This is a genomic window from Acinetobacter sp. YH12201 (assembly GCF_013418145.1).
GTDB lineage: Bacteria > Pseudomonadota > Gammaproteobacteria > Pseudomonadales > Moraxellaceae > Acinetobacter.
In genome coordinates this window covers 18,916-39,012 of record NZ_VPCP01000023.1, presented here as the reverse complement: position 1 = coordinate 39,012, position 20,097 = coordinate 18,916, and the positions used below count along the sequence as shown (strand labels likewise).

Here is a 20,097-nt window from a genome sequence, read left to right as displayed (position 1 = left end):
CGAATTATTCAGGTCAATTTATTTGAAAGGAAACTTTTAAGGTCACTCTTTGTGCCTGATAAAAAATGGCGAAAACAAGAAGAACCTCAATTGAGGTTCTTCTTGTGATATTTGTGGGACAGCAGTGGCCGAAGCTTCCTTTTTTGATATTCTGAATTATGCAGCCTCTTTGATTTCAACAGCATAATTTTTTTGCTTTTCAGCATCGAACTGACCTTCCCATTTACTGATCACAAGAACAGCCAACGAGTTACCAATCACATTCAATACAGTACGGGCCATATCCAGAATACGGTCAATACCGGCAATAAATGCCAAGCCTTCAAGCGGAATACCCACACTTCCCAAGGTTGCCAACAATACAACGAAAGATACGCCAGGCACACCGGCAATACCTTTAGAAGTAATCATCAAGGTTAACACCAGAATGATTTGCTGGGTCATGCTTAAATCAATACCGTAAAGCTGCGCAATAAAGATGGCTGCAATACTTTGATATAAGGTCGAACCATCCAGGTTAAATGAATAACCGATTGGAATCACAAAACTGGTAATAGATTTTGGCGCACCATAGGCTTCCATTTTCTCCATCAGGCGCGGTAATACTGTCTCGGAACTTGCAGTTGAATAAGACAGAATCAGCTCATCTTTTAGAATTTTAATAATTTCCCAAATACTGAAACCACAGAATTTGGCAACAAGTCCTAAAATCACAAAGATGAAGAAGAAAATAGCACCGTAAACCAATAATGCTAATTTGACTAACGGAAGCAGTGAGCTAAAGCCGAAGTTCGCAACAGTCGCCGCAATCAGGCCAAATACACCGAAAGGTGCAAAAAGCATGATCATATGGGTGACTTTGAACATGGTTTCAGCAACCGCATGCAACACATCAATTAGCGGTTTCTTGGTTTCTTTCGCTAAAGATCCCAAACCAATACCGAAGATCACAGAGAAGAAGATGATTGGCAACATATGCCCATCGGTCAGTGATCCAAAAATATTAGACGGGATTAAAGATAAAATGGTATTGACCAGACCATGCGAGTGACTACTCACTTCCTGGGTGGTTTGCTGATATTTAGAGATATCGGTTTGGGTCAAACTCGACATGTCAATACCGGCACCTGGCTGGAATACGTTTGCAGCAACCAGTCCGACAATAATCGCAACCGTGGTAATAATTTCAAAATAAACAATAGTCTTGAAACCCAGTTTACCCAAGTTTTGACCATGACTTGCATTGGCAATACCTAAAATCAGCATTGAAAGTACAAGTGGAATGACAATCATCTTAATCAAATTAATAAAGATTGCGCCCAAAGGGCTCAGCAGATTATTAATCAGAGTTTCACGATATTCGGGAGAATAGTGTAGAAAAGAGCCTACAAGCACACCTAAAATGAGCGCAATGACGATTTGCCAAGCAAGACTAATCTTAATCTTTTTCATGCTAAGCCCTTAAAATCAAATTTCAATAAAAAAGCTGCTATAACACTGTCGATCTCACATCGGCATGTTACGGGGAGCGTGGGAATGAATAATATAAAAAAAATTCATGAAATATGAACAGGGGGCTATTTTGCATCGATTAGTATATTCAATCTAACTTTTTTCTTCATAATTGATTCAAAAGATCAAAAAAAGATCAATTTTGGTGTTAAAAACAACCAAATGGTAAAGTTTTATTTAATAATCTTATGAGTTCATAGCTAAAAGCTTACTTTTGACCAGATCGGATCAGGCGAAAATATGCCCAAACCAGACAAATGCCGGCAAAGGTTGCCAGATAAATCATTTTTGGAATGACCAGCTGGGTAGGCACTCCCATCTGGTTCAATTGAATAAACATCTGTATGCCTTGAGTAGAAGGCAGCGCTTGGCCTAGCCACTGCATCCATTTCGGCATTGCGGCATGCGGCCACGCCGTACCTGAAAGTAAGAACAGCGGAATAGAGCTAAATACAATCACGTGACCTGCACGTTCCGGCATATCCAGAAAAGAGGCAATCAGCATGCTGAGGCCAATCACGCAGCTCACAAAGATAGGGACCGCAATGAGCATGCCCCAGAAGTTACCACCCCTTGGATAGTCATTCAGCCAAAAAGTAAATCCAAATAAATATAAACAGCCCAGAAAACCAATGGTCAAAATGGCACTGAATAATGCCCAGAATTCGGTTCGACTCGGTATCCAGTGCTTTTTACGATAAGTCGCAATTAACATGCACAAACCCAGCAAAATGGTTTGATGGATAATCAGTGGGGCAACGGCCGGAAAAATATAACTGCCGTAGCCAGACAGGGTATTGAACAAGGGAATTTGATGGATCGACAGCGCTGGAGCAAATTCAGAAATATGCTGGAATTTTTCTGCTTGTTCAACCAGCGCATGTTCAACCGATGCTGCCAGTCCCAAACCGATCTTCTGGGTTTTTAAGAAATTGGCGACACTTAAATATAAACCGATGCCACCCACTTCACCTCGACGCAGACTGCTAGATAAATTGTTCGGCAACAGTAAAATCCCATCTGCCTGTTGCAGCTTGATCATCTGCTCTGCTTCAGCAAAATTGCCAGTCACTGCACGGATTTCAACATTGGGGCTTTTAGCCACTTCGCCAATAATGCGGGACGTTACCGGGCTTTGTTCTTCATCGACAATAATAATCGGTAAGGATTCGGCATGTTCTGCCTGATAGGCAGCCGGGTAGAAGAAACTGTATAAAAATACCGAGAGTACCAACGTGGTCAAGATTGAGCTATTTGAAGCAATATCTTTAAAGGTTTTTAAATAAAAGTGCAGAAAGTTTCTGACTGTTTTCATGCCTGAACTCCCTTTAGATATTTTTTAAGGAAGAAGTAGGCAGTGCCCAGATAAATCAGGCAATATACGGCTAAAATTGCAAGTGGTAACAGTGAAATGGATACAGGACTGCCGATGACCCATTGTTCTGTTTGTAATTTGGCATAAGGGGTGTAGGGAATAATGTTTGACCAGAACTGGGTGAATAAGGGCGCATTATTTAGCGGTAAAGTCACGCCAGCAAAACTTAAAGAAGATCCGCCATACACGGCAATAAAACCAAAACTTTTCGCCAGATCACGGGTGGCTAGAACAACGCTACTACTGATCAAGGCATAAGCACTATAGAGAAGAAATTGTCCCAATAGAATAGGCCAGAGCTGTCCCTGTATAAACCAGCCGCGAATTTCAATCAGCCAGAACATCCATAACCAGGTCCAAAAGCTGAAAATCAGCACATAAGTCATATTTTTGCCCAGCAGGGCAAGCAAGACATTTTGCTGTGCTAGCCACTGCTTTGTGGTATTAAATTTCAGTTCCTGTCCGACTGAAAATGCCACACAGCAGCAGAGCAATAAATGCAAAATCGCCGGGATCATGTACGGTTCTAAATAAAATTCATAACTTAGCCCGGGATTAAACAGCGGCGAAATTTTGACATTCGGCGTGGGGGCATTCAGATCAGGAATCTGGTTTTGCAAATAACTGTGTCCAGTAAAGTCGGCCAGTGCCTGCAAAGTGCTGATCAGCATGGCCGATGAAATGCTATTGCCGACACTAAAATAGCTTTGATTATAGGCAATACTGATCTGGGCATCCTTGGCTTGTACCAAGCGTTCTTCGGCACCTTCTGGAATAGTGATATAACCCCAGATTTTATTTTGGTTGAGTAGCTGTTCAACCTGGTCCTGACTGCTGGAAATGGTACTGATGCTCAGGGTGTTGTTCTGACGGACAGAATGTTCAATATTACGGCTCAGTTCACTCTGGTCCTGGTCAATAATTGCAATCGGCAGATGGCTGGGTTTACCTTGAGCAAACATACTGGTGAACAGCACAATCACAAAGGCAGGTGCCAGGGTGACCAGACACAGGTCCCATTTATGCCGAAGCAAATAGCCGAGTTCACGCAGTATGCCATGCAGCATAATTAGGACTCTTGCACTTTAAACAGTATGCTCATGCCGACTTTTAAATCCTGAATCGGCTGGACAGGGGTGAGCTGCATCTTGAAATTGCGAATATCATAGCCACCGGTTTGGCGTGTGGTTTTAATGGTGGCGAATTCTCCCTCGGCATCAATCTTTTTGATCTTGAACAGAGCTTTTTTGTTTAATGCAGGAATAAAGCCTTCAATCGATTTGGCCTGATAGACCTGTGCATATTGATCTTCACGAATATTCAGGCTGACCCAGAGCTCATCATCCTGAATAATACTGACGACTGGCACGCCCATAGCCACCAGTTCAGACACCTTGCCATAAGTTTTGGAGATGGTGCCATTGATCGGGGAAACCAGCTTGGTTTCAGCTTCCAGCGCATTGGCCTCCGCAACAGCCGCTTTGGCAATTTCCACCTGGGCATCGGCGGAGGATTTCTGTTCTGGCGTGCTGCCGCGTTTGGCACGTGCATATTGCTGATAAGCCGCTTCGGTCATTTGTGCGGCAGATCGTGCGGCAGCTTGCATTTCGTCACGGCGTTGGCGTGAAATGACGCCTTCTTTAAACAGGTTAGCGCCACGCTGATAGGTGGTTTGGGCCAGCTCTTGCTGGGCTTTCATGGCTTGCCAGTTGGCATATAAACTGTCGATATTTTCCTGTTGTGAACCGCGATCCGCTGTGGATTGCAAGGCTAAAGCAGATTGCAGGCTGGCCAGAGCCTGCTGCTTTTTAGCTTCAACTTCCGGACTAAACAAGCGGACCAGTGACTGACCTTTAAGTACTTTTTGTCCATCATGAATATATATTTCTTCAATGCGGCTCGGTACCTTAGTGCTGATATGGAGGGTTTCGGCTTCAACCCGCCCTTGTAGCTCCACTTCCTTGGGCTGATAACTTTTCCATAACCCAAAGCCAATGAGGCCTAGAAGCAAGATCAGTATGATGATGCCAACCACTTTAATGACAGCTGAAGATTTTGAATCTGTATTTTCAGTGGTCGGCGCTTGCGCTTGTTCTGAATAACTGAAAAATCCATCATCTATCTTGCTGTGCTGTTCAGAGGCCGTTTGAGTGTCTTGTTGATGGCTTGGAGCTGAAGTAGGGGTAGAAGTTCCTTTTGATGAGGTATTTTCTACATCTTGATCAGGCCTGTTTTGATCTTGAGTCATGTGGTTCCCCATCAAAAATTAACGAATATAACTGGTATTGCTTTGACTGACATAGTTTTGAAACTGTTCAATCGAGCCATGGCTTTGCAGCAAAGTGGCCAAGGACATCACATATTTATAAGCATTCAGTGCCATCTCGCTTTTTAAAGCATTCAGGCTATTTTGTGCATCAATCACCTGGGTGGCCGTTCCCATATCTTCTTTAAAAGATAAAGTTTGAATACGCAAATTTTCCTGGGCAGCTTGGACATTCTGTTGCAGTAGTTGATGACTTTGCTGGGCTGAGGTCATTTCATTGTAAGAGCTATAAATAATGTTTTCGACTTCCTGCTTGGTGCGTTCGGTCATCAGTTCAGAAGCATAACGTTGCAATTCTGCGGCCTGAACATTTTTGTTGTTATTAACGCCTGAAAACAGGTTATAACGTGCTGCTATACCGACAATCCAGTTTTGCTTTTCATCCAGACTATATTCGCCAAAGGCGAACAAATTAGGTTTTTTCGCAGCACTTTGTACCTTGACGTTGGCATTGGCCAGCTGAGTGTCCATCTGCATTTTCTGGATCAGTACAGATTGTTCCGGATAGCTTTTTAACAGCGTATTCAGGTTTTGATTTTGGCTAGAATTAACAAATAGGGGCGTGCTCAGTTCGGTAATCTGGCTGCGCTGTAACAGGTTATTAAGCTGAAACAGGCTGGATCTTAAATTGGCCGTTGCATTTTGCACATTACGCTCGGCATTATTCTTTGCCACTTCAAACTGCATACGTTGCCCTTTGCTGATAAAACCCTGATGTTCCAGCTTTAAGGCATTGCTGTAGTGGGTCTGCATGGCGTTGAAATTGGACTGGCTAGAGGCTAAAAGCTGCTTTTGCAGTTGGGCATTAAAATAGGCCTGAATTAGTTCAAAGCGTTGTACATCTTGCTGTTGTTTGGTATTCAATTGACTACGTTGTGCCCTGAGATGAGCTATTTCCTTGGTGCTGGAGGTCAGACCGCCGGTATATAAAGGCATTAACACTGAAACGGTAGGGCGGATCACTTGATCTTCCAGAATCACGTTGGCCGAGTCAGGGAATAGCCCAATACCGCTATGAATGGTTTGATTCAGACCTTGCTTTAAAGGATCAGAAATAGTGGATGGAAGGTTTTCTTGATTAATACGATCGTTGATGCCTTGAGAAAGTGTCTGTTCCAGATTGTTTTTAAAAGAATCAAGTGGCAGGTCGACTTCATTATGGAAAGCATAGGCACGCACATTTAAATCCACCCGGGGCAGACCTAAACCCTTGACCGCTTCAGCTTGTAATTGTGCAGCTTGTTGCAAAGCCTGATTGGCCTGCGTACTGTAGGAATCCTTTAAAATCGACTGTTCAGCCTGTGCATAACTGATGCTTTCGGCAAAGGCTGGACAAGCAAAAAGCAGACTAGCCGTATAAAGGCCAACACGAAAATTTTGTTGTATGAGGAGTGCAATTTTTTTTGGTTGTGCATGTAAACGCAATAACATCACTCAAACTCTCAATTTCTTTGTAACAATTATATGGCATAGATTGAATTGTATGTCTAATCAATAAGTTGTTGTCTTGTTTAATATGCATGTGTATAGCAATCACGTGATTAGATGGCTCATGCGAAGATATTACAGCAGAATTTGAAAAGAGAAGTAATAAGATGCAGTTGCACTTTTAAACTACGTCCCAAGTCGTGAAAAAGGAGTTGCTAAAATCAATCTTTATTGAGATTTTGACTTTAAATGTCCGACAGCATTGAAATATTTTCAGGATAATTTACTGCAAGCAACGCCTATCTGTGGTTAAATGCCATCATTTTATTGTGTTTCACTTTGAAAGGAAAAATCATGCGCGCGTACAACTTCTGTGCTGGTCCTGCTGCATTACCTACTGCCGTTTTAGAAAAAGCTCAGGCTGAATTGCTTGATTGGCATGGCAAAGGCCTTTCGATCATGGAAATGAGTCACCGTAGCAGTGACTATGTAGCTGTGGCAGAAAAAGCAGAAGCAGATTTGCGCAAACTGATGAACATTCCTGAGAACTATAAAGTATTGTTCTTGCAAGGTGGTGCTTCGCTGCAATTCTCTGCTATTCCTTTAAACTTGTTGGGTAAAAACAACAAGGCTGATTATATTCATACCGGAATCTGGTCAGAAAAAGCGCTGAAAGAAGCAAAACGCTACGGCGACATTAATGTTGTAGAAGCCGGTACCAGTATTAACGGTAAATTGGCTATTTCAGAGCAAAGCAGCTGGAACTTGTCTGACGATGCGGCTTATGTACATTATGCCGACAACGAAACCATTGGCGGCCTTCAGTTTGCGGGTATTCCTGAAACAGATAAACCACTGGTATGTGACTTTTCATCGAGCATTTTATCTGCGCCACTAGATGTATCCAAGTTTGGTTTAATCTACGCAGGTGCGCAAAAGAATATTGGTCCTGCCGGCTTAACTTTAGTCATTATTCGTGAAGATTTACTTGATCAGGCCAAACCTGAAATTCCAAGCATTTTGAAATATTCAGATCAGGCGAAAAACGGTTCTATGGTCAACACACCATCTACCTATGCTTGGTACCTATCTGGTCTGGTATTTGAATGGCTGCTTGAAAATGGCGGAGTCGATGCCATGCATCAGGTCAACCTTGAAAAAGCCAAATTACTGTATGGTTATATCGATGCCAGTGATTTCTATGCCAACCCGATTGCAGAAGCCAACCGTTCTATCATGAATGTACCATTTACCTTGGCAAAAGCTGAGCTTGAGAAGCAATTTTTGAAAGAAGCTGAAGCGAATCATCTGCTTAACCTGGCAGGTCACCGTTCAGTGGGTGGTATGCGTGCAAGTATTTACAATGCTGTACCATTAGAAGGCGTACAGGCTCTGGTTAACTTTATGGATGACTTTGCCAAACGCAATGCTTAATTCCTAAAGCTAAAAAGCCCATCACATGATGGGCTTTTTATTGGCTGAAATAAGCATGGTAAAAATAAGTAGTTAAAATAAGCTTAAAAAATAAAGTGATGCAAAATATAGGCAGACATAAACATACCCAAGACAAAAAATAGGGATGAAATGCCGTCTAACTGGAAGCGTTTAGTCAGTTGATGGCCAACTGTTTGTATATTTTCTTCTTGCACGATTTTCATGGAAACTCTATTCCGATTTATTTATCGTTAATTTATATTGCTTGTTTTTATTTTTATCATAAAAAATTGATTAAATAAAGTACTAAATAAAAATATGTAATTAAAATATTTATTTTATTGGCCAGAAGATCAGCTGGCTTGTCAGATGATTGCCATTACAGGGCTGTGCTGGATAGCAGGCATAAAAGTAAGGGCTAAAAATATAATAGCTGTGCTGTTTATTTAAAATAAAATTTTGAATTTAAAACTGTGGATAAGTTATTTTAATTTAAATTCAAAACCACCCATATAATGCTGGTTTGTGGATAAATTTTAATCACACTGTAGATAGAGATAATAAAACTTAGACTTCTTTCATAAATTCCTTTTATTTCTCCCAGAGGGAGAAAAATAAAGAGGGGATGAATAATCATGAAAGAAGAGTATTAAAAAAATAAAAAGCAGCACCATAACCTGAGAGGATAATCCTGTTGTGGTGCTGCTCTTGTTAGAAGATTTATTTTTTAGCGTAAATATTCACTTGAATCCATAAATTGCCACGAATGAATTGACCAATTGCAAAGTCTTTATAAGCCGGATTCTTGGTGGCAATACGAATCAGGGTGGCTGCCTGATTTTCATCATGAATCAGGGCGACATCATAAAGCGTATAGTCCTGATCCATAAATGACATCGAGGTTTTTCCGACAATATTGCCCTGAAACCAGGCTTCATCTTCCTGTCCCATATTTTCGCCATACAGATAGGCCACCATTTTGGAAAAATCGACAGTCACCGGTTCTTTGTCATCTTCCGATTTGGGCTCCCAAGCATCAATCTGTTCCTGCAAATTGGCAGGTGCCACGCCGTTATTGGCAGCCAGAATATCATTTAATGCACGGTGATGTTTGATGGAGGCCGGATCATCCACTACCAGCTGTTCATGATCTGAAACGGCTTCCAGTTCATAGGCCCAGGCATTGAGCTGCGCAAGATAGGGTTGATCTTTTTCATACTGGTCATGATTGACGCTATACAGTGTGTCAAAGGCATAGACAATGGTATTCGCACCCAGATTCAAGCGCAGTACCGCCTGAGTGTTGGATTTACAGGTGATAATCCGTTCAATGAAGGCATTTACTTTGTAGGGACTTTCAAAACTTGGAAAGGCGGTTTTGACCGCTTGAGGCTTGTTGTTTTCAACAGCAATGACTTGGGTCATTTGCACGTTTGCCTGTTTAGGTCCCTGAATGAGCCAGGCTGACGCGTCCATATCCGCTTCTTCTTTACATAAACCCATTGGCATCACTGGTGCATCAAGTGCCAGGCCTAACCACTTGGGCACATCGGTACATGGGTGATCTGTAAGCAGATTCCAATGTTCGACATGACTGCCAAAGTTCTGGTCTTCAATGGTGATCAGTTCTGGTCTATTTTGATTTTTCATATTCACAATTGATGTTGGGCCGTATTTATCTATTAAATCGAGGGTTATTGTTAAATTTCAAGTCAAGGGACTAAATTTAACCATTAAAGTCGTTAAAATAAACTCAAATCCTGTATCTGGATGCGATGAAGCCTGCAAGTGTGCCATGGAAAGCATGACCATGTGAGTTAAATCTAAAAACAGCAAATGAGCTGAATCAATTTAGCCATCCTCCTGTCGTATGGAATTTGCTAAACTACAGGCTATTCTTTTTTGACTATGGATGTGGTGTGCTGCCATTTAAACTTTGGGTCGATGCCGATGCATTGCCTAAAATCCTGCGTGATGTAATCATTCGCGCTTCTGACCGTTATCAGCTGGAAGTGACTTTTGTCGCGAATCAAAATGTGGGGATTACCCCGTCAGTACGGATAAACTCCATTCAGGTGATGAGTGGCGCAGATGCTGCAGATAAAGAAATTATCGAGCGCATGAAAGAGCATGATATCGTCATGACCCAGGATATTCCATTGGCTGCTCAAGTGATTGAAAAAGGTGGAATTGCTATTCATCCTCGCGGCGAGATTTATACCTCTGCCAACGTAAAAGCGCGTCTGCATTTACGTGATTTCATGGATTCATTACGCGGAGCAGGTGTCAATACGGGTGGTCCACCACCAATTTCTGAACGGGACAAGCGCGAATTTTCCAGTGCACTGGATCAAACCATTCAGAAACAGAAACGTAAAACAGCAGCCTAACTTGAGCTCCTCATGCCATCAAAAACCAATATCATGTCCACGTATGCCTTATTGGTATTTATCTGGGCAACCACGCCACTGGCAATTGTCTGGAGTGTTTCGGACTTGCATAGTTTGTGGGCGTTGGCACTGCGCTTTTTTATTGCAATGCCTTTAGCATTGGGCTTGCTGGTCGTTCTTAAAGTCAGATTACCTTTGAATGGAATCTCCCTGCATAGTTATATTGCCGGTGCCTGCAGTTTTATTGGTTCACAAATTTTTACCTATTTAGCCACAGCCTATTTAAGTTCAGGCATTATTGCCTTGATGTTCGGTCTGGCTCCGATTATGACCGGATTGATTGGCCGTTTTGCTTTTAACGTTCATTTGCATCGCTTGCAGTGGATGGGGATGTGCATTGCAGTATTGGGGCTGGGGATTATCTGTCTGGGTGGCAGTGACCATCACGTCCAGCCAATGGGCATAGGATTGATGTTGATCAGTGTTTTTGTATATTGCGCATCCATTTTCTGGGTCAAAAAAGTCAATGCACCGCTGAAACCCATGGCTCAAGCAACGGGTTCCATTCTGGTCTCCAGCCTGTTTGCACTGTGCATGTTGCCGTTGATCTGGCAGCATGCGCCAGATCATATTCCGAATACCAAGGCATTGATCGGTTTGTTTTATGCGGTGATTATGGCATCACTGTTGGCGATGTTCTGTTATTTTAAACTGGTACAGAACATTAAGGCGACGACCTTATCATTGACTACTGTGCTGACACCCATGTTGGCCATGTTGTTTGGAGCGATGCTGAATAATGAAAAATTATCGGTGATGGTTTTTGTTGGCGCTTTTATTTTATTGTTTGGCCTGTTTGTTTATTTTTATCGTGATCTTAAGGCGAGCCAGAATCTCGCCATCAAGATCAAGTCCAGCAGTTAAATCTCTAATCTTTATTTTTGCTGAGGTTGACACACTCGGCAAGTTTTACCCGGTCTTGTGGATGCAATGTAATGAAATAAGCACCAGTACGGAACTTGCCATTATCTTCTGTACGGCTATAGACGACTTGGGCCGTTGCTGCAATATGGAAGAAATTTTCAGGGTGGCTCAAGGTCACATGCACATAAGTGCCTTCCTGAATAGGGTGCTCGCTAAAAAAACTGAAACCAGTTTCGGAAAAATTGACATGTTCCGGGATTGGTAACATGGATTGTACAATTGCATCGTATAAAGAGCCGGTAATAAGGTTTAATTTTTGGTTGAATAAAGATAATATTCTAGCAATTTGTTGATCTTTTTCATTTAATTGTTCTAATTCGTAGTTTACAGCATGATCAAATTGATCTAATTCTGCGAGTAGTAGAAAATAGCGGGGCAGCACAAAGTTAGGATCATAAGGGTCATTAAGTGCGACATCATCAGAGATAATCTGATAATTAATTCGCAAAGCAGCATCGATACGAGACATAACGCGGCGTTCCATATTGCCGCTTTGATGCTGTAAATTTTCCATAATTATTCCTCGGACTAAATGGTATGTTTAAACCAATCTCGCTGTACATCGGGTTGAGATATACTCGTGCACGGCGTAGCAACCACTTTATTTCTTTTATTGCTCTGGTGTCTATGATCGGTCTCACCTTAGGTGTGGCCGTGTTAATTACAGTCTTGTCTGTAATGAATGGCTTTGACCGCGAGCTGAAAAACCGTGTATTGGGAATGATACCTCAAGCTACTGTTTCTTCAACACAAATATTAACAAATTGGCCAGAACTTGCAAAGAAAGTTGAACAGCATGAGCATGTCAAAGGTGTAGCGCCATTCACCCAGTTACAGGGCATGCTGACGGCACAGGGGCAAGTGGCTGGAATTATGGTCACGGGCATCGAACCTGAATATGAAAAGAAAGTGTCAATTATCCAGAATCACATGATTGCGGGGAGTATTGATAGCCTGAAAAAAGGTGAATTTGGCATTGTTTTGGGTAAACAAATGACCGATTCACTGGGATTGGGATTAAACGATAATATTACTTTAGTCCTTCCAGAAGCTACACCGTCGCCTGCAGGGGTGGTGCCTCGTTTCAAGCGTTTCAAGATTGTCGGTATTTTCAGTATTGGGGCAGAAGTGGATTCCATGATGGGCTATATCGCCCTGAATGATGCTTCAACTTTATTGCGTTTGCCGGACGGTGCTCAAGGTGTGCGTTTAAAACTGGATGATATTTTCCTTGCGCCAGAAGTGGCGGATGATATTGTCAAAGATCTGCCAAACAATTTCTATGCATCGAACTGGACCTTTACCCACGGTAATTTGTTTAGTGCGATTCAGATGGAAAAAGCCATGGTCAGCTTGCTACTGTTCCTGATTGTACTGGTGGCAGTATTTAATATTGTGTCCTCACTGGTGATGGTCGTCACCGACAAGAAATCTGATATTGCCATTTTGCGTACATTGGGAGCTTCACCTGCCACCATCACCCGGATTTTTATGGTACAGGGTACTATTATTGGTGTGATCGGTACGGTTTCCGGTGCCATTCTGGGGATTATCTTTGCTTCAAGTATCAGTGGCTTTATCGGCTGGTTGAATACCGCATTTGGTTTGAACCTGTTTGATGCCTATTTTATTAATTACTTGCCGTCTTATTTGCGTTGGCAAGATGTCGTGGTGATTGTGAGCCTGTCACTTATTTTAAGTTTCCTTGCCACGATTTATCCGGCACTGCGTGCTGCAAAAACCCAACCGGCAGAGGCTTTACGTTATGAGTAATCTTGTCCTCGAAGCGAAAAATATCTCGAAAAGTTTTACCGATGGCAAAACCACAGTTGAAGTGATTAAAAACTTGTCCCTGCAGGTCAAAAAAGGCGAGTTTGTGTCGATTGTCGGTTCCAGTGGTTCCGGTAAAAGTACCTTGTTACATGTGTTGGGGGGGCTGGACTGTCCAACAGAAGGACAGGTGTTTTTAAATGGCAAGCGCTTTGATAATTTAGGTGAAGCTGAACGGGGCTATTTACGTAACCAGCATTTAGGTTTTGTCTATCAGTTCCATCATCTGTTGCCTGAATTTACTGCATTGGAAAATGTCGCCATGCCACTGATGCTGCGCGCAGGAACAACCTATAAACAGTCTAAAGAACAGGCTGAATACTTGCTCAATCGGGTTGGACTGTCGCATCGCATGACGCATAAACCGGGTGAGCTGTCTGGTGGTGAACGTCAGCGTGTAGCCTTGGCACGTGCACTGGTGGCAAAGCCGGAACTGATGCTGGCGGATGAACCGACGGGAAACTTGGATCGTAAAACGGCAGTAAAAATTTTTGAACTGCTCAGTGAGTTACGTGATGAGTTCAATATGGCGATGCTGATTGTGACGCATGATGAACAGTTAGCCCAGACTGCCGATTCGATTTTGCATATGCAAGACGGTGTCTGGATTGATGATTAGACACTGATCGATAAATTTAAAAAACAATTGAAGCTCACTGCGGTGGGCTTTAATATTGCCTAAAATAAAAAAAATTATAATCACAATGATTCAAATCATCTGTATCGGCTGGGTGCTGGGTATTGCAATAATGGGAAAAACTCTTCCGATCTTGCAGTCTTTACTCCTTCCGTGTAGCGCTCTTTTCATCCTGACTCTTCTTTTAAAGCTGACTGTTTTAAAACAGATTCATGCTCTATCTTTTAAATTTTTACAGTGCTGTATTGGGCTGAGTCTGGGGATCACACTTGGCTATAGTTATGCCAATCATCAACTGAGCGAGCGTTTACAGCATCGGGAGCAGCAGACTGAACAGGTTGAAGTGATTGTCTATATTAAACACATCAATGAATTAGGCGATCAGACCATCCAGCAAAAAATTCAGGTATTGAATCGCCATACAGAAGTGGTGCAATGGCAGGTGTTTTTAAAACATGCAGCAGATTCAAGTTCATCTTCAGTACTTGAGTTAGGTCAATATTACCGTTTGCAGGGACAAATCCTGCCTGCGCATAGCTATGCTACTGAGGGTGCCTTTGATCAGGAGCAATGGTATATCCAGCAAAATATCATGTCTGGATTTAAAGTTTCATCAATACACAAGCTGACAGAACAAGAGGTTTATGCTTTAGGGTATGAACAATACCTAAAACAACAAGCTTCTGTTTCCAGTCAGATGCAACTCTGGGTTGAGCAGCAGCGTTTGGCATTACGCAATTTTATTCATCAGCAGCCCGTGCAGCATGAAGGTTTGATGCTGGCTTTATTGACCGGGGATAAAAGTTTACTGGATACAGAAACCGAGCAACTATTTCAGCGCTTTGGTATGAGCCATTTACTGGCCATATCGGGTCCACATGTGCTGATTTTTGCTGTACTGCTGTGTTGGGGGCTGCATCAGCTCATTCGTCATGATCGACCACAACTCTATTTGAAATGGCCAAAGCAATATCTGCTGATCTGGCCTTTTTGCGCCAGCGTAGTACTGTACTGTGCATTTGTCGGCTTTGAAATTCCGGCATTGAGAACGCTGTTGAGCTGCTTGTTGATCAGTGCATTTATCTTATTCAAGCAAAAGGTTCGGCCATTTAATATTTTGCTTTCTAGTGCCTCTATTCTATTAATTTTTGATCCTTTTAGTATTTTATCGGCTGCGTTCTGGCTGTCCTATGGTGCATGCTTTGTGTTACTACGCATTTACCAGACCGTGCAGCAAAGGGGGGCGGATCAGCTAAAGACCAAAATGCAATATATAAAAATACAATTAAAACTTTTAATCGAATCGCAGTGGAAAATATTTTTGGCTTTATTTCCACTGATGATGCTGTTTTTTAAACAGATTGCATGGATTACGCCATTGAGCAATTTATTCGCCATTCCATGGATTGGTCTGGTGATTGTTCCCTTAGATGTGATCGCAGCGTTGTGCTATTTCATTGCTGAACCTTTGGGTAGCCTGGTTTTTCAAATCAACGATCTGTGTCTTGCTGCTTTGTTGTGGTTGCTGCAACTTTTAGATGGGCTGTTTGCCCCGACATTACAGGCGATTGCGATGACATTTGCCGTGTGGCTGAGTTTATGTCTAGGCTTGATAATCCTGTTTTTACCGCGTGCTGTGTTACCTAAAACCTGGTCCATATTGTGTTTTATTCCTTTAATTGGTCTTGATGCCAGTAAAAATCAATTCGAACTAAATGTATTGGATGTTGGACAAGGGCAGGCAATTTTTATTCGGGATCAAGACCAGACCATGATGATTGATACTGGTGGTAATTATAATGAAGCTAAATTCAGTATCGGCAAACAAATTATTTTGCCCTTTTTATCGGTGAAGGGTGTGGATCAATTAGATCAGCTGATTTTGACTCATTTAGATCAGGATCATAGCGGGGCGTATGCATCGATTAAACAGGATTTACCCATTAAGTATGTTTATTCAAATGAGCAAGTTCCCATTCCCGATAGTAGCCAGTTTGATTATTGTCATCAAGGGCAGCAATGGTCGTGGAATGATGGGATGAACATAACCGTGTTATCACCCAAAGCAGAGAATTTGGCAAATGCCAAAACTGATCAAAACGAAATGTCCTGCGTGGTTTATGTGCAGGTGAAAAATGCCCAACCCTATCGAAATTTTTTGCTGATGGGAGATGCCGGTTGGCGAACGGAATATCAAATTCTGCAGGATTATCCAGACTTAAAGGTTGATGTGCTGGTTTTGGGGCATCATGGTAGTCGGCACAGTTCAGCCTATACTTTTTTAAAGCAATTAAAACCAAAAATCGTGATCGCTTCGGCTGGCTTTAACAATCGTTATGGACATCCCAGTAAAATGACGTTGCAGCGTTTACAGCAGCTGGATATTCCTGTATTGAGCACAGTACAGCAGGGCAGCATTCAATTTAGCAGACAGGCCAATGGACAAATGCAATTACATTATGCACGTGAACAAAAGCTATGGTTAAAACGTGAAGCAGTAAAGCTTAAATCATAAGGCCTGATTATATGACCTGATCATTTTCTACTGGAAACATTGTATTTTGGTCTGCGGTCTCAGCACGGACTTTTTCGACCAGTGCTAAGGCCTCTGTTTTATTGAGATAATACAGTCCATCCAATTCAGGATTGGCTTTAAAGCGTTTATAGCTCCAATGGTAATGTTCAGGATAACGACGGATCAGGTTTTCAATGGCTTGAAAAATAATACCTGTGCCTTGATTGGTATCAACCGAATAAATACGTTCATCAATTGCTTCAAAATGTAAATCAAAGCCCTGATCATCATTACGCAGTGCATACAAAAATAATGTTTTGGCTTTGGTTTTTTGAATCAGTTTGGCACTTAAATTACTGGTGGCCAAAGGCAGTCCAAAATAAGGAATCATTTCACCGCCAACATTGGGTGTATGGTCTGGCAAAATTACCGTTGTTCCACCTTGCTTTAAGGCCTTGAAAATCTGGCGAACTCCGGATTCATCGGTAGGTACCAATGTTGCCTGTTCGCGACTGCGAGCCTTACGAACGAACTGATCGGCCGCCTCATTTTTGACTGGCTTATACATGATGGTCATTTTGGTAAATTGGGCAATATAGGCATTCATGATTTCCCATGTACCAAAATGCGGAACAATTAAAACCACACCTTTGTTTGCTGCGAGTGCATCCAGCAGCAGCTGCTTACCATGCACTTTATGAATGCGCGCCAGATTGGCCTCATTGCTTGAACCCCAGATACTGAAAAATTCAAAATAAGAGATCAGCTCATTACGGATGGCTTGAGCCGTAATTTTTTCCCGCTCCGTATCGCTCAGTTCAGGCAGCGCAATATTTAAATTCAATTGAATGGTTTCTGACGTTTTGGAAATTTTAAGAGTATTGACCAGACCAGCTAAACCACGCGCTATAAATCGAGAAATTTGAATAGGTTGTCGGCTAATAAATTGCAAAAGACGATAAGTTGTATTCTGGGAGCTTCGATCGGTCATTGTTATATTGTCAATTGCATCAGGAATGGAAAAGATAAATTTATTATAAGGGAAAACAGATAATTTAGACAGATTTAACCCGATCAGTGTATATAATGACTCTAATTTAACTTAACAGTGGATCGTTTTCCATGTCCGATTGGCCACCAAAACCAGAAAATGAAATTCAAAATACACAACATAATTCGCAAAATATAACTGGCAAAGAATGGCATATTTTAGAAAAAGCCGTTTTAGCCTCTGTAGAAGAACAGCGCCGTGCGCGCCGTTGGGGAATCTTTTTTAAATTTCTCACCTTTGCTTATATTCTTTTTATTTTGGTGTTACTGGCTAAAAGCTGCAGTACATCCACGGCAGATCCAACGGCGACCACCAGTTCACATATTGCCGTGGTCGACATTATTGGCACCATTGCTGCAGACAAGCAAAGCGTGAATAGTAACGATACAATCAAAGCACTCAAGAAAGCCTTTGAAAATAAGCAAAGTAAAGCAGTGGTTTTAAATATTAATTCCCCTGGTGGTTCACCTGTGCAATCGGATGAAATCTGGCAAGAAATTCAGTATTTGAAAAAAGCCCATGCAGATAAAAAGCTGTATGCCATTATTGGTGATACTGGTGCTTCAGGTGCTTATTATATTGCTTCTGCTGCGGATGAAATCATTGTTAATCCTTCGAGTCTGGTTGGCTCTATTGGTGTGATTATGCCGAACTATGGCGTGAATGGTTTGATGCAAAAGTTAGGTGTTGAAGACCGTACCATGACATCTGGTGAGAACAAGGCACTTTTATCAATGACTCAGCCAGTAGATGCTACACAAAAGGCTCATGTACAAGGAGTGCTGGATAATGTGCACGACCATTTTATCAATGCCGTAAAACAAGGCCGTGGTAAAAAATTGAAGTCGACTGATCCTGCAATTTTCTCAGGTTTGTTCTGGACAGGTGAACAGGCAGTGAAATTGGGCATTGCAGACCGTACCGGCAGTTTAAATAGTTTGAAACGAGAACTGAAACTGGAAAAAGCAGTAAATTATACCATTGAATATAATCCTTTCGATTCAGTACTAGGACGTATGGGAAGTTCAATTGGACAGGGTTTTGCCAGCTCTATTTCACAGCAAGTCCAATCTGAACAAACGACAAAACTGCAATGAAACCAGTAATCCACTTTGCACACGCCAATGGCGTGCCGTCGAAAGTTTATCAAAAGCTGTTTGATGGACTGAAAGATGAATATGACATTATTTATGTGCCTTTACTGGGTCCCGACAAGCGCTATCCCATAGACAATCACTGGCACAGTCTGACCAATCAAGTGGTTGACAGTATTGTGCGCCAGGCTAATGGCAGCAAAGTCATTGGCCTTGGTCATTCTTTGGGGGCAGTGCTGACTTTTCAGGCAGCCTTAAAACGTCCTGAACTGTTTGAGCAGGTCATTATGATTGATCCGCCTTTAATTATGGGGAAAGACGCCTTTGCTTTGCACGTGGCCAAAACTTTAAAGCTGAAAGCCGTAGATAAAATGTCGCCGGCTTCTTTGTCCTTACGTCGCAGAGATCATTGGGACAGTCGTGAACAAGCAGCTGAATTGCTTCGTCCCAAAGGCTTTTATCAACATTTTGATGAAAGCTGTTTCCAGGCCTATATCGATCATGCTTTAACGGAAGATAAGGTGCGAGGCGGGGTGGAGTTGACCATTTCCAAAATGGATGAGGTGAATATTTTTAGAACCAATCCATCATTATGGTGGCTGCCACAGCCAAAACCTCAAGTGCCTGTCCAGCTGCTGATGGCGGAACAAGGGCCATTTATTGAGCGGGGCTTTCCGCAAATTGCGAAAAAGAAGTTTGGAATTCCCTATACGGTTGTTCCGGGAAGTCATATGTTTCCACTTGAAAAACCGCTAGAGACTGTAGAATTAATTAAACAATTGATTCAACCGCAGCCGGTATAATTTCTGTGTCAGCTCATAAATAAAAAAACAAGCCATAAAAAACGCATCCCCGGATGCGTTTTTTATACGTTAATATTCTTTAAAACTTGCAGAATTGCACCGGCTCTTTCATTGTCTGACCTCGATACAATACACCCTGTTCAGTATGCTGAATGGTTCCATTACAGATCCATTCCACCACTTGCGGGTAAATGACATGTTCAAGTACATGCACACGGTTGGCAAGACTGCTAACGTTGTCATGCAGATTCACTTTCAACACACCTTGAGCCAAAGCCTGACCTGCATCCAGTTCGGCAGTGACATAGTGAACCGTACAGCCATGCAGTACATCACCGGTGTTAAGTACACGTTGATGGGTATGCATACCTTTGTAGTACGGCAGCAGGGAAGGGTGAATGTTGAGCATTTTCCCTTCCCAGGCTTTGACAAATTTGGCACTCAGGATGCGCATAAAGCCTGCAAGTATCACCAAATCAACATCCCAATCCAGCAATTGCTGATGCATGACATCATCAAAGGCTTCACGGTTAGGATATTGCTTGTGTTCAATAACGGTAGTTTGAATGCCCGCTTTTGCAGCACGTTCTAAAGCATATGCTTCAGGTTTGTTGGAAATGACCCCGACAATTTGACCTGAGAGATTGGCATCAATCAGGGCCTGCAGGTTACTTCCACTCCCTGAAACAAGGACAGCAATTTTAATCATGCGAAGTAC

General features: G+C 42.2%; 18 protein-coding genes. 8 read left to right on the top strand and 10 right to left on the bottom strand.

Features of this window, described 5'->3' with window-relative positions:
- Positions 1-156: 156 nt before the first annotated feature.
- From gltP to FTU91_RS06710, 5 genes are all read right to left on the bottom strand, one after another.
- Positions 157-1,452 (bottom strand): glutamate/aspartate:proton symporter GltP, encoded by a 1,296-nt coding sequence (gene gltP, locus FTU91_RS06730; RefSeq protein ID WP_180081515.1) that lies wholly within the window; start codon positions 1,450-1,452, stop codon positions 157-159.
- Between the two features lie 268 nt (positions 1,453-1,720).
- The gene (locus FTU91_RS06725) at positions 1,721-2,827 is read right to left on the bottom strand and encodes an ABC transporter permease (protein WP_180081513.1); all 1,107 of its coding nucleotides are present in this window, start codon (positions 2,825-2,827) and stop codon (positions 1,721-1,723) included.
- Positions 2,824-3,954: an ABC transporter permease gene (locus FTU91_RS06720; RefSeq protein ID WP_180081511.1), complete on the bottom strand. Its 1,131-nt coding sequence runs from the start codon at positions 3,952-3,954 to the stop codon at positions 2,824-2,826. The genes FTU91_RS06725 and FTU91_RS06720 overlap by 4 nt, the downstream gene beginning before the upstream one ends.
- 2 nt (positions 3,955-3,956) lie before the next feature.
- Complete coding sequence (locus FTU91_RS06715; RefSeq protein ID WP_180081509.1) at positions 3,957-5,135, bottom strand: HlyD family secretion protein; 1,179 nt, start codon at positions 5,133-5,135, stop codon at positions 3,957-3,959.
- An 18-nt stretch (positions 5,136-5,153) separates the two neighbouring features.
- Positions 5,154-6,644 (bottom strand): TolC family protein, encoded by a 1,491-nt coding sequence (locus tag FTU91_RS06710; RefSeq protein WP_180081507.1) that lies wholly within the window; start codon positions 6,642-6,644, stop codon positions 5,154-5,156.
- A gap of 351 nt (positions 6,645-6,995) precedes the next feature.
- Here FTU91_RS06710 and serC point away from each other — a divergent pair, with 351 nt between their 5' ends.
- Complete coding sequence (gene serC, locus FTU91_RS06705) at positions 6,996-8,075, top strand: 3-phosphoserine/phosphohydroxythreonine transaminase (protein ID WP_086196205.1); 1,080 nt, start codon at positions 6,996-6,998, stop codon at positions 8,073-8,075.
- Between the two features lie 83 nt (positions 8,076-8,158).
- Here the strand turns inward: serC and FTU91_RS06700 are convergent, their stop codons facing one another.
- Together FTU91_RS06700 and FTU91_RS06695 are read right to left on the bottom strand one after the other, a co-directional pair.
- Positions 8,159-8,299: a hypothetical protein gene (locus FTU91_RS06700; RefSeq protein ID WP_180081505.1), complete on the bottom strand. Its 141-nt coding sequence runs from the start codon at positions 8,297-8,299 to the stop codon at positions 8,159-8,161.
- Positions 8,300-8,795: 496 nt separating this feature from the next.
- Positions 8,796-9,725, bottom strand: a complete 930-nt coding sequence (locus FTU91_RS06695) for a hypothetical protein (protein ID WP_180081503.1) — start codon at positions 9,723-9,725, stop codon at positions 8,796-8,798.
- Between the two features lie 269 nt (positions 9,726-9,994).
- Between FTU91_RS06695 and FTU91_RS06690 the strand changes: the two genes are divergently transcribed.
- Together FTU91_RS06690 and FTU91_RS06685 are read left to right on the top strand one after the other, a co-directional pair.
- Positions 9,995-10,465, top strand: a complete 471-nt coding sequence (locus tag FTU91_RS06690; RefSeq protein WP_180042180.1) for a YaiI/YqxD family protein — start codon at positions 9,995-9,997, stop codon at positions 10,463-10,465.
- 12 nt (positions 10,466-10,477) lie between these two features.
- Complete coding sequence (locus tag FTU91_RS06685) at positions 10,478-11,389, top strand: DMT family transporter (RefSeq protein WP_180081501.1); 912 nt, start codon at positions 10,478-10,480, stop codon at positions 11,387-11,389.
- Between the two features lie 4 nt (positions 11,390-11,393).
- Here the strand turns inward: FTU91_RS06685 and FTU91_RS06680 are convergent, their stop codons facing one another.
- Positions 11,394-11,963: a PilZ domain-containing protein gene (locus tag FTU91_RS06680; protein ID WP_086196201.1), complete on the bottom strand. Its 570-nt coding sequence runs from the start codon at positions 11,961-11,963 to the stop codon at positions 11,394-11,396.
- A 23-nt stretch (positions 11,964-11,986) separates the two neighbouring features.
- Between FTU91_RS06680 and FTU91_RS06675 the strand changes: the two genes are divergently transcribed.
- From FTU91_RS06675 to FTU91_RS06665, 3 genes are all read left to right on the top strand, one after another.
- Entirely contained in the window at positions 11,987-13,222 is a 1,236-nt protein-coding gene (locus FTU91_RS06675) for a lipoprotein-releasing ABC transporter permease subunit (protein WP_086196200.1), read from the top strand.
- Positions 13,215-13,898, top strand: coding sequence for a lipoprotein-releasing ABC transporter ATP-binding protein LolD (gene lolD / locus FTU91_RS06670; RefSeq protein WP_086196199.1), 684 nt, complete (start codon positions 13,215-13,217; stop codon positions 13,896-13,898). The genes FTU91_RS06675 and lolD overlap by 8 nt, the downstream gene beginning before the upstream one ends.
- A gap of 85 nt (positions 13,899-13,983) precedes the next feature.
- Complete coding sequence (locus FTU91_RS06665) at positions 13,984-16,431, top strand: DNA internalization-related competence protein ComEC/Rec2 (RefSeq protein WP_180081499.1); 2,448 nt, start codon at positions 13,984-13,986, stop codon at positions 16,429-16,431.
- A gap of 7 nt (positions 16,432-16,438) precedes the next feature.
- Here FTU91_RS06665 and FTU91_RS06660 read toward each other — a convergent pair whose 3' ends face one another.
- Entirely contained in the window at positions 16,439-17,422 is a 984-nt protein-coding gene (locus FTU91_RS06660) for a lysophospholipid acyltransferase family protein (protein WP_086196197.1), read from the bottom strand.
- 131 nt (positions 17,423-17,553) lie between these two features.
- On the opposite strand from FTU91_RS06660, the gene sppA reads away from it, so the two are divergent.
- Positions 17,554-18,579, top strand: coding sequence for a signal peptide peptidase SppA (sppA, locus tag FTU91_RS06655; protein WP_180081497.1), 1,026 nt, complete (start codon positions 17,554-17,556; stop codon positions 18,577-18,579).
- Positions 18,576-19,379, top strand: a complete 804-nt coding sequence (locus tag FTU91_RS06650; protein ID WP_180081495.1) for an alpha/beta fold hydrolase — start codon at positions 18,576-18,578, stop codon at positions 19,377-19,379. Before sppA ends, FTU91_RS06650 begins: the two co-directional genes overlap by 4 nt.
- Before the next feature lie 79 nt (positions 19,380-19,458).
- Here the strand turns inward: FTU91_RS06650 and purN are convergent, their stop codons facing one another.
- Positions 19,459-20,088 carry a phosphoribosylglycinamide formyltransferase gene (gene purN, locus FTU91_RS06645; RefSeq protein ID WP_086196194.1) on the bottom strand — a complete coding sequence of 210 codons (630 nt, stop codon included), beginning with the start codon at positions 20,086-20,088 and terminating at the stop codon, positions 19,459-19,461.
- Positions 20,089-20,097 lie beyond the last annotated feature (9 nt).

Excerpts from the sequence above, each read along its gene's own strand:
- gltP (WP_180081515.1), bottom strand. The coding sequence starts at position 1,452 with ATGAAAAAGATTAAGATTAGTCTTGCTTGGCAAATCGTCATTGCGCTC.
- FTU91_RS06725 (WP_180081513.1), bottom strand. The coding sequence starts at position 2,827 with ATGAAAACAGTCAGAAACTTTCTGCACTTTTATTTAAAAACCTTTAAA.
- FTU91_RS06720 (WP_180081511.1), bottom strand. The coding sequence starts at position 3,954 with ATGCTGCATGGCATACTGCGTGAACTCGGCTATTTGCTTCGGCATAAA.
- FTU91_RS06715 (WP_180081509.1), bottom strand. The coding sequence starts at position 5,135 with ATGACTCAAGATCAAAACAGGCCTGATCAAGATGTAGAAAATACCTCA.
- FTU91_RS06710 (WP_180081507.1), bottom strand. The coding sequence starts at position 6,644 with ATGTTATTGCGTTTACATGCACAACCAAAAAAAATTGCACTCCTCATA.
- serC (WP_086196205.1), top strand. The coding sequence starts at position 6,996 with ATGCGCGCGTACAACTTCTGTGCTGGTCCTGCTGCATTACCTACTGCC.
- FTU91_RS06700 (WP_180081505.1), bottom strand. The coding sequence starts at position 8,299 with ATGAAAATCGTGCAAGAAGAAAATATACAAACAGTTGGCCATCAACTG.
- FTU91_RS06695 (WP_180081503.1), bottom strand. The coding sequence starts at position 9,725 with ATGAAAAATCAAAATAGACCAGAACTGATCACCATTGAAGACCAGAAC.
- FTU91_RS06685 (WP_180081501.1), top strand. The coding sequence starts at position 10,478 with ATGCCATCAAAAACCAATATCATGTCCACGTATGCCTTATTGGTATTT.
- FTU91_RS06680 (WP_086196201.1), bottom strand. The coding sequence starts at position 11,963 with ATGGAAAATTTACAGCATCAAAGCGGCAATATGGAACGCCGCGTTATG.
- FTU91_RS06675 (WP_086196200.1), top strand. The coding sequence starts at position 11,987 with ATGTTTAAACCAATCTCGCTGTACATCGGGTTGAGATATACTCGTGCA.
- lolD (WP_086196199.1), top strand. The coding sequence starts at position 13,215 with ATGAGTAATCTTGTCCTCGAAGCGAAAAATATCTCGAAAAGTTTTACC.
- FTU91_RS06665 (WP_180081499.1), top strand. The coding sequence starts at position 13,984 with ATGATTCAAATCATCTGTATCGGCTGGGTGCTGGGTATTGCAATAATG.
- FTU91_RS06660 (WP_086196197.1), bottom strand. The coding sequence starts at position 17,422 with ATGACCGATCGAAGCTCCCAGAATACAACTTATCGTCTTTTGCAATTT.
- sppA (WP_180081497.1), top strand. The coding sequence starts at position 17,554 with ATGTCCGATTGGCCACCAAAACCAGAAAATGAAATTCAAAATACACAA.
- FTU91_RS06650 (WP_180081495.1), top strand. The coding sequence starts at position 18,576 with ATGAAACCAGTAATCCACTTTGCACACGCCAATGGCGTGCCGTCGAAA.
- purN (WP_086196194.1), bottom strand. The coding sequence starts at position 20,088 with ATGATTAAAATTGCTGTCCTTGTTTCAGGGAGTGGAAGTAACCTGCAG.